Source organism: Pseudomonadota bacterium, from assembly GCA_039815145.1.
Taxonomy (GTDB): Bacteria; Pseudomonadota; Gammaproteobacteria; order Steroidobacterales; family JBCBZW01; genus JBCBZW01.
Genome location: JBCBZW010000179.1, coordinates 1 through 8721 on the forward strand (window position 1 = coordinate 1; position 8721 = coordinate 8721).

Annotated in this window: 10 protein-coding genes; all 10 read right to left on the minus strand. The window is 65.2% G+C overall.

Annotated features, from left to right (window positions below):
- Nucleotides 1-1057, minus strand: a 1057-nt coding sequence (locus AAF184_23360) for an ammonium transporter (protein ID MEO0425294.1), incomplete at its 3' end; no start/stop codon positions are given.
- Between the two features lie 148 nt (nt 1058-1205).
- Nucleotides 1206-1544, minus strand: a complete 339-nt coding sequence (locus tag AAF184_23365; GenBank protein ID MEO0425295.1) for a P-II family nitrogen regulator — start codon at nt 1542-1544, stop codon at nt 1206-1208.
- A 249-nt stretch (nt 1545-1793) separates the two neighbouring features.
- On the minus strand, nt 1794-2096 hold the full coding sequence (locus AAF184_23370) for an EscU/YscU/HrcU family type III secretion system export apparatus switch protein (protein ID MEO0425296.1): 303 nt from the start codon (nt 2094-2096) through the stop codon (nt 1794-1796).
- Nucleotides 2089-3336: a flagellar hook-length control protein FliK gene (locus AAF184_23375; protein ID MEO0425297.1), complete on the minus strand. Its 1248-nt coding sequence runs from the start codon at nt 3334-3336 to the stop codon at nt 2089-2091. Before AAF184_23375 ends, AAF184_23370 begins: the two co-directional genes overlap by 8 nt.
- 84 nt (nt 3337-3420) lie before the next feature.
- On the minus strand, nt 3421-4101 hold the full coding sequence (locus AAF184_23380; GenBank protein ID MEO0425298.1) for a hypothetical protein: 681 nt from the start codon (nt 4099-4101) through the stop codon (nt 3421-3423).
- Nucleotides 4102-4198: 97 nt separating this feature from the next.
- Nucleotides 4199-4525 carry a flagellar protein FliT gene (locus AAF184_23385; GenBank protein MEO0425299.1) on the minus strand — a complete coding sequence of 109 codons (327 nt, stop codon included), beginning with the start codon at nt 4523-4525 and terminating at the stop codon, nt 4199-4201.
- Nucleotides 4519-4992: a flagellar export chaperone FliS gene (gene fliS / locus AAF184_23390; GenBank protein MEO0425300.1), complete on the minus strand. Its 474-nt coding sequence runs from the start codon at nt 4990-4992 to the stop codon at nt 4519-4521. The genes AAF184_23385 and fliS overlap by 7 nt, the downstream gene beginning before the upstream one ends.
- A 29-nt stretch (nt 4993-5021) precedes the next feature.
- Nucleotides 5022-6488 carry a flagellar filament capping protein FliD gene (gene fliD, locus AAF184_23395; protein MEO0425301.1) on the minus strand — a complete coding sequence of 489 codons (1467 nt, stop codon included), beginning with the start codon at nt 6486-6488 and terminating at the stop codon, nt 5022-5024.
- Between the two features lie 11 nt (nt 6489-6499).
- Nucleotides 6500-6913 carry a flagellar protein FlaG gene (locus AAF184_23400; GenBank protein ID MEO0425302.1) on the minus strand — a complete coding sequence of 138 codons (414 nt, stop codon included), beginning with the start codon at nt 6911-6913 and terminating at the stop codon, nt 6500-6502.
- A gap of 87 nt (nt 6914-7000) precedes the next feature.
- Entirely contained in the window at nt 7001-8437 is a 1437-nt protein-coding gene (locus AAF184_23405) for a flagellin (GenBank protein ID MEO0425303.1), read from the minus strand.
- Nucleotides 8438-8721: the final 284 nt, after the last annotated feature.

Consider the following 8721-nt stretch of genomic DNA (forward strand, 5'->3'; position numbering starts at 1 on the left):
CCCATCTCCTTCCTTCCTCCTCTGCCGCGTGACTCACCCCCAGGGCATCGGCCTGGAGCGGCGCGTACAGTGGGTGCGCTTTCAGCTCAGTGGTGGAGATGCCGTGCACGGAGATGGCACCGACCGGATCATCGATACGCAGCTTGTCGAGGGTGACGATCGAGGCCACCACCAGCAGTCCGCCGATCAGGCCGATCAGCGTGGCGATGACGGGCGTGGGCGTGAGCGGCTCGGCGGTGATCGAGACCAGGCCCGCGAGGGCGCCGTTAAGCGCCATCGTCAGGTCCGCCTTACCGAACCAGAAGCGGGCTAGCAACAGCGCGCCGACGAGGCCTCCGGCTGCCGCCATGTTCGTGTTGACGAACACCAGCGCCACGTTGTTCGCGTGGTCTACGCCGGTGATCTGCAGCTCCGATCCGCCGTTGAAGCCGAACCACCCCAGCCAAAGGATGAGCGTGCCCAGGGTGGCCAGCGGCAGGTTGCAACCGGGAATGGCGTTGATCTGCCCGCGGTTGCCGTACTTACCCTTGCGCGCGCCGAGCAACAGCACTCCCGCGAGGGCCGCGGCGGCGCCGGAGAGGTGCACGACACCGGAACCGGCAAAGTCCAGGAAGCCCGCCTGCTCCAGGAACCCGCCGCCCCACTTCCAAAAGCCTTGTACGGGGTAGATGAACCCGGTCATGACGATGGCGAAGGTGAAGAAGGTCCATAGCTTCATGCGCTCGGCGACGGCGCCGGAGACGATGGACATGGCGGTGGCGACGAACACCACTTGGAAGAAGAAGTCCGCGAGCTGGGAGTAGTAGGGGGCGTCCTCGGCGCCGCTCATCACGGCGGCGAGCTCGTTATCGTCGGTGCCCAAGACGCTGATGCCGGGGATGAAGGCGTTCAGCCCGTCGCCGTACATGATGCCGTAGCCGCACAGCATGTACATGATGCAAGCGATGCTGTAGAGCCCCACGTTCTTGGTCAGAATCTCCGTGGTGTTCTTCGCTCGCACCAGCCCCGCTTCCAGCATGGTGAACCCGGCGGCCATCCACATGACCAGGGCGCCCATGACCAGGAAGTAAAAGGTGTCCAGCGAATAGCTGACTTCGAGTAACTCCACCGGCAGTCTCCTCCTCTTCGATCCTTCGCTGTGCGCAAACCTGCTGTGCGCACGATCCCTTATAGTGCGCGCGAGCCTTCGGTACGCGCAGCGCGCTTTACAGCGCGGCTTCTCCGGCCTCGCCCGTGCGCACGCGCACGCTCTGCTCGAGGCCAGTCACAAAAATCTTTCCGTCGCCGACGCGGCCGGTGCGTGCCGCCTGCACGATCGCCTCCACCACCCGGTCGACATCGTCGTCCGCCGTCGCGATCTCGATCTTCACCTTCGGCCGGTAGTCCACCGTGTACTCGGCCCCGCGATACAACTCCGCGTGGCCGCGCTGGCGCCCGAAGCCCCTCACCTCGGTGACCGTCATCCCTTGCAGTCCGAGCGAGGCGATCGCCTCCCGCACGTCTTCCACCTTGTAGGGGTTGACGATGGCCGTCACGAGCTTCATGTCCTGTCCTCCACGCGCTCGCCGGACCCTTCGGGTGGCGCGCGCACACACTCGATTACCGTCGCCTGCGCGCAGCCGTAGGCGACGCGCAGCGCCGGGCGGCGCTAGTCCATGGGGGATCGATAGCAAGAAGCGCGCCACCGCTGCCCCGTGTGCCATCCAAGGGCACGAGGGCGTTATGGCGCGAAGTCCTGCACCATCACAGGGCGAGGTCGGCGATATCCAGCACCAGAACGGTGCATAAGGCGGCTAAGGTACGACGGTAGGGTCGTCTTCGCCGTCGCTCAGGGACCAGACGAAGGCGATGACCTCCGCGACCGCCTGGTACAGGGCGGGAGGGATCTCCTCCCCGAGATCCACCTGCGCCAGCAGGCGCGCGAGATGCGGATCCTGGTAATGGGGCACACCCGCATCCTTGGCCAGAGCCACGATCTGCTCCGCGACCGCCTCGTGACCCGACGCGGTGACCCGCGGGGCGCCACCCGCCGCGTCGTCGTAGCGCAGGGCGGCCGCCACTCGAATCGGCTCGTCGTGCGCATCGCCCTCAGGCACGTTCGTCCACCATGGGGCTCAGCAGATGGTGGGCGGTGTGTTCTGCAGCGGCTACCTCGGGGCCGGGATCGCGACCGGCCAGCAATGCGTCGACGGTCAGGCCGCGGGCGAGCAAGCGACGGTCGAGGTCGCCGAGCCGCCCTTGCACCACCTCGGCCGTCGCCCCCTCACGGCTGCGAAAGCTCACGGCCACCTCATTCTCACGGCCAAGGGTGATCACTGCGTCGAGCGGTCCCAGGCCGGGCAGATCGAAGGCGAGTTCCACCCGCCAGCGATGTTGCCTCTCGCCATCGCCGCCGTCGCTGCCCTCCCCTCGCGCGCTGTGCTCGGCGTCGCTCTGCGCAGGGATTGCCTCATGGGCGACGCGCACGCCGATCACGTCGACCGGCCCCGTCTCGCCCGGCGACGCGACTGGGATCTCACTCGCAAAGGCCGCACGTTCCCGAGGTCTCGGGAACATCGCGGTCAAAGCTAACAAATCGATTCGTGCACCTGCTCCCTGCAGCTGCTGGCGCAACCCATCGTAGGAGGGTAACTCGCGCTGAACGGGCACCCGTCCCTGGGGCACGGGTCGTTGGCCGGGTAGCGGCGGAAGCTCATCCCCCGCTGCAGCGTTCGCCGTGGCCACAGGATATCGGCCACCCTCCGCGGGAAGCCTGCCCAGAACATTGGCTAATAAATTCGAAAGGCTTGGGGAGAACGTCGACCCCGTCGTCGCCCAACGCAGCGCCCGAGCGATTCCCTCCGCGTCGGTCAGTGTCTCTCGCCGAGGCAGAGAGGCCAGCAGTTGCTGGGCGGCGGTGGACAGATCTCGCGGTAGACTCTGCGACGGACCCGCTGCCGCCAGCGAGCCGACGGCACCCAAGGCTTCGCCCAGACTTCGCTGCACGGGGAGTTGTTGGCGCAGGAGGTTGGTGGTGACCTGCGGGATCGTGCGGGGGGTATCCCCCGTGCCATCGCGACGGGCCAAGACCAGAAGGCGCCCGGCATGGGTGACCTCGAGGTTGAGCTGCTCGCCCACCCGCAAGGGCGTCGTGGTACGCACCTGGATAGCCTGCGCCCCCACCTTCAAGGTGGCCTGGCCGTTGCCGGCGCTCGCCAGCACCTGGGCCAGCACCCGGTTGCCAGGCTGGAGATTGCTCGCCACCTGAGCGGCGGCGGCAGGCGATGGCGACGTGCCGCCGGTGGGCGCGCCGAGTCGCCCCGGCGGGCGCAGGAGCGTGAGGAAGGTGTCAGTCACCGGAGGGTGGCGTCAGCACAATGCAACGCGGATCGACCTGGCGTGAATGCCAGGTCGATCCCGCTGGCCCCGTCGAGCGAACGCTTAGGCGTCGCTCTCAACCTCGGGGCCGCCCTGCGCTTCGGGCAGATCGTTACGCTGCACGGAGAGGTTGAAAGAGGCGTCGAAGCCGCCCTCGGTGCGTTCCAGTTCCGTGCTGCGGCTGACCGTGTAGGTGTCACCGGTCACGACCACGGAGCGGGAGAGCGTGCCCTTCTCCGGATCGAAGCTCTGCTCCACCGAGCGGTTGAACTCGTTGCCGTTCGGGCCGGTCACGGTGAAGGAGCTCTCGAAGCCGGTGTCGGTACGAGTGAGCGAGCCGCTCACGGTAACGTTGCGACCACCAGCACCGGTGACGCTGCGCTCACGGCTCACGGTCTGCGTTTCGGGGTCAACGGAAACGCTAAGCTCCCGCGTGCGCGTGCCGCCGGCGGCGGTCTCCACCTCACGGCTGATCTCGACCGTGCCACCACCGCGGCTGAACTCCACCCCGTCGGGCAGCTCACGCGCCTGCGGCGGCACCGGTGTGGCCTCCGCACGGTTCTGCAGGGCCTTGGCGACGAGCTCGCGAGCGCGCTCGCTGATGTTGATGCGATCACCCACCGTCGAGTCCTGCGACTCCGGCGGCTGCGGCGTGGGTGCCCGCTCAGGACCACCGTCCAGTTCGGGTGCAGTAGTTATGTTGATCGACGATGGAAGTCTCAGAGTCGATGAAATGTCGGACATAGCGATAAATCCCCAGATCGTAAAGGCCAGCCGCTAGCTGGCAATCAGTTCAATTGCGCATCCGGGCGCACAAGTCCTTCCCTGGCCAGCGCCCTCCCTACAGGTGGGTGCTGGCCTTGCGATAGGCGGCCACGCCAGATCGCTGCCGCTTGTGGGCGGACATCCGATCAGCGATGCCGTTGCGAGCTTGCGTGGCCACCTCGAGCAAGCGCGCATCCGCCTGCATCAATGCGCCTAGCTGCTCGCTGAGCACATCCCGCTCGGCCGGCCCAGCGGGCATCTCGAAGAAGTTGGTGAGCAGTTCCAATCGGCGCCGATCCATGGAGCGCACCTGGTCCCACTCGCCCTCATCCGCCGCCTCGGTCTGAGCGATGGTGAGGGACAAGATCTCGCCGAGGGCATCGGCTAGCGATTGATTCAGCATGACCCGATCACCTCGTTGGACCCGACCAGCGGGCCGCCCTGGGCGTCGGCCGGATCGGTTTGGCGCAAGGCGCGGGCGTCGGGCGGGATCTCGTCCCAGCCGGCCTTGATCTCGCGCATGAGCGAGGCCACCTCGTCCATCCACTCGACCTTGTTGTTGGCGTTGGCCATCAGCAGGCGAGTGCTCATGTACTCGTACAGGCTCTCGAGATTCCTGCTCACCTCCGCGCCAGACTCGTGCTCCAGGCAGCTGCGAAGGAGCTCGATCAGGGAGATGGCGCGACTGATTTGCTCACCCTTGGTCGCCACCTGCTGGTTCTCGACCGCGCCGCGGGCGCGGGCCAGGGAGTCGAGCACGCCCTGCATGATCATAGAAATCAGTTTGTGCGGATCGGCGTCGGTGATGCCGCTGGACACACCCACGTTCTGATAAGTCGCCATGGCGCCGTTGCGGTTGTTCGAAGGCAAGCCACTTCTCCTAGGCTAAGTCAATCAATCTACGAGCCGCTCAGCTGCGCAGGCGTCGCCAGCGTAGCGAGCTGCTGCGTCAGAAAATTGCTTGTGGCGCTGAGCTCCGCCACTAGCAAATCCAGTGCGATGAACTCCGCGCGCAACTGCGCCTCGAGGCTCACGGCCCGGTCGGCGAGGTCGTCGCGCTCCTCGCCGATCTCGGCGATGCTCTCCTCGAGCCCGGCGATTCGCGTCGGTAGCGCACCATCAGTCTCCACATAAGAGTCCACGATCGCCGCCAACTGGTTGGCGACTCCGTTCTCTGACGTGAACAGTTGGGCCAACCCGTTGAGGTCGGCCTCAATCGCTTCGGCAACCGTGTCGATGCCGTCGAAGTCGCCGACCACCTGGTCGCGCTGCAAGCGACCGGTATTGAAGTCGAGGGTGATGCCGACGTCCGAGAGGGTGTCGAAACTGCCCTCGATGCCATCAGAGCGGGAGCCGAGGGCGCTACGCACCTGGTCCAGCAGGATGCGCGCGGTCGAATCGCCGAGGAGCGGGCCGGACACACCGGAGTCCGCGTCGAAGGAGGTGAGTGCATTGACCGTGTCGATCAACTGGTTGTAGTTGAAGATGAAGCTGTCGATACGATTCGAGACCGCAGCCTCGTCGATCGCCACGCTCAAGGTGGCCGTGGTGCCTACCTCAGCTGAGACGAGGTTGAGGGTGACGCCGTCGATCGCGGAGGACACGGTGTTCGAGCTGCTCGTCACGGTGATGTCGTCAATGACGACGATCGAATCGAGCGCTTCGGTTTGCTCCGTCAGGGCGCTGCCGGGCACATCATCCGGGTCGAAGGTCAGTACATCGAGCCCGACGTTGCCGTCGGAAGCGGTAATCGTGAGTCGGTTCTCGAGCCCCGTATCGTCGGCGCTCAGCACCAGGAAGGCACCGTCGTCACCGGTAACGATGGAGGCGGTCACCCCGGGATTGTCGCTCGCCGCATTGATCGCATCGCGAAGCTCGGCGAGGGAGTTGGCATCTTCCACCAAGGTGATGTCGAAGGAGCGCGCCTCGACAGGGTTGCCCTCCTCGTCTAGCTCACCGTCCGCCGGAAGGTCGCCAACACGAATGGTCAGCGTGCCGGTGCCGACCTCGGCATCCTCATCGGCGTAGGCAGCGGACTGAAGTCGCTGGGCCTGGGCCAGCTGAGTGACTTCCACTTCATAGCTTGACGCTACCGCCGTCTCATCCGCAGACACGGTGAACAAGTCGTCGTTGCTGGAGTTGCTGGTGCGGCCGAGGAAGGCGTTCGGATCCGTAAAGTCCTCGAGCACAAGCGCCAGATTGTCGAGCGTGGCGCGCAGGGTACCGACAGCCGACAGCTCGGTCTGCAGGGCGAACTCCTGCTGATCGAGCTGAAAGGACTGGGGCGCAATCTCCGCATTCACCAGATCGTTGACGAGGTTTTCGAGATCGAGGCCCGAGCCGGTACCGAGGGATGTGATAGCCATTGGGGTTACTCCTAAGCGGCGCCATCGACCGGCAGTAGCGAGACGTCGCCCTCGGCCAGGGCGTCGATCAAGCGTTGCTGATCATCAGGTGGGATGGTTCGAATCACTTCACCGCTCTCTGTATCGACGACATCGATGATGGCTCGACCGCTGTCGGCCATCCGAAACTCAAGTTCACGATTCAGCGTCTTCGCCAGCTCACGCATGCGTTCGGCGTTGAGTTCTGCGCTGCGCCGCTGCTCGACCGCCGCGTCGCCTACGGGCGCTGGTGCGGGCACCGCTGTCGGATCGACGGTCACTGCATCGCGTTGGCGCCCGGGGGCCGCTGCGCTCGCCTGACCGACCGAAACACGCTCCGTCGTCGACGGCCCTGCACTCGGCTGTTGTTGCTGCTGATTGGTACTCGTTGGCTTGAGTAGGTCCATCTTCATCATCTCCCCAAAGCGCTGGGGCCGGAGGCTCTTCGATGCCCAGATCGCTGAGCATCCGCAAGAGCCCCCTCAATCAGGGCGCTAGCCCTGCAGCAGCCCCAGCACGGACTGCGGCGCCGCGTTCGCCTGCGAGGCCACGGAAATACCGGCCTGCTGGAGAATCTGTGCGCGCGTTAGCTTGGCCGTTTCCGCCGCGAAGTCCGCGTCGGTGATCCGGCCTCGTGATGCCTCGAGGTTCACCACCACATTGCTCAAGTTGATGATGGTGGACTCGAGTCGGTTCTGAACCGCACCGAGGTCGCCTCGCGTGTTGTTGATCACATCGAGAGCGGCATCGACACGGTTCAGGGTGTTTTCAGCATTGCCGACGGTCGTGACATCCACGTCGATCAGGCTGGAGTTATCGAGCTGGATCGTCGTGCTGCCGACACCCGTGCGGTTGTTCCCATCGACCACAGCGATCGCGCCGACCGGCGAGGTCAGTTGGATCGAGCCGCGAGCCACCGCAGCCGTGCCCGCGTCATCGTCGAAGAACACCGTGGCATTGGTGTTCGCATCGACGAGCGTGGCTTCGGTGGTGATGTTGCGGCCGTCTTCGGCGGTCAATTCGATCGTGCCGCCATTGTTCGTCGCGGTCACGCCGGTTTGCCCTGTCACACCGTTGATCGTCTCGATCACATCCTCGAGGGTCAGCGTGACGGCACCGGCCTCGTTGATCACGGTGACGCCGTTGATCTCGAAGGTGTACGTATCCGCCGCGTCCACGAGCACCACGCCACCCGCATTGTCCGCCGCCACGGTTGCGCTCACGGCCACCGCGGTCACGCCGGAGATACCACTGGAGTTGATCGCATTCGCCTTGGCGTAGGCACTATCGGCTTCCTGACCCGCGGCTATGCCGGCGAAGTCCGTGGAGCTCGCGACCTCGACACCGTTGATGGTGACATCACCAGCGGCGATCGCATTCGCATCCACAGCCGCCCCACCAGTCTCTTGGGCGATACGACCGAGCGAGTTGATGCGAGCGCTGGCGCTGAGGTCTAGGGCGATGTTGTCACCCACCTCGGGGCCGACCTGGAAGGTGGCCGTTCCGAAGGTGCCGTCGAGCACGTTCAGACCGTTGAACGTCGTCTGCTGAGCGATGCGGTCGATCTCCTGCAAGCGCTGCTGCACTTCGGAGTCGAGAGCCGCACGGTCCTCGGCCGAGTTGGTCCCGTTAGCAGACTGCACCGCGAGCTCGCGAATTCTCTGCAGGTTACTTACCACCTCGGACAGGGCGCCTTCAGTGGTCTGCGAGAGCGAGATGCCATCGTTGGCGTTGCGTACCGCCTGGTTCAGGCCACGAATCTGCGTGGTCAGACGCTCCGCGATCGCTAGGCCAGCGGCATCGTCCTTTGCGCTGTTGATACGCAGGCCAGAGGAGAGTCGCTCGAGCGCCTGCCCCAGCAATCCCGCAGAGGACTGGAGGTTGCGCTGGGCGTTCAGAGAAAGCACGTTGGTGTTGACTGTCAGCGTCATAGGTCTAGAACTCCCGATACGGTTAGAAGAAGTTCCCAGCGCACAGGGCCATCGCGGCTGAACCGCGACCACTTCACGCCAAGCTTCGGCTTATGTATCGGCCCTCCCCTATGATTCTGTTCAGTGCCTAGTCCAACCAGTTCTCAATTCGACCATTACGACAACAGGACTCCGCGAAGCCCTCGCGAAGCCTTTGATTTTCATGAGTCGGGGGGGGGCGGGGGGGGGGCGGCGACCCCGGCGGGGGGGGGGACTGGTGGGGTTTTGCCCCCCGACCCACCGCC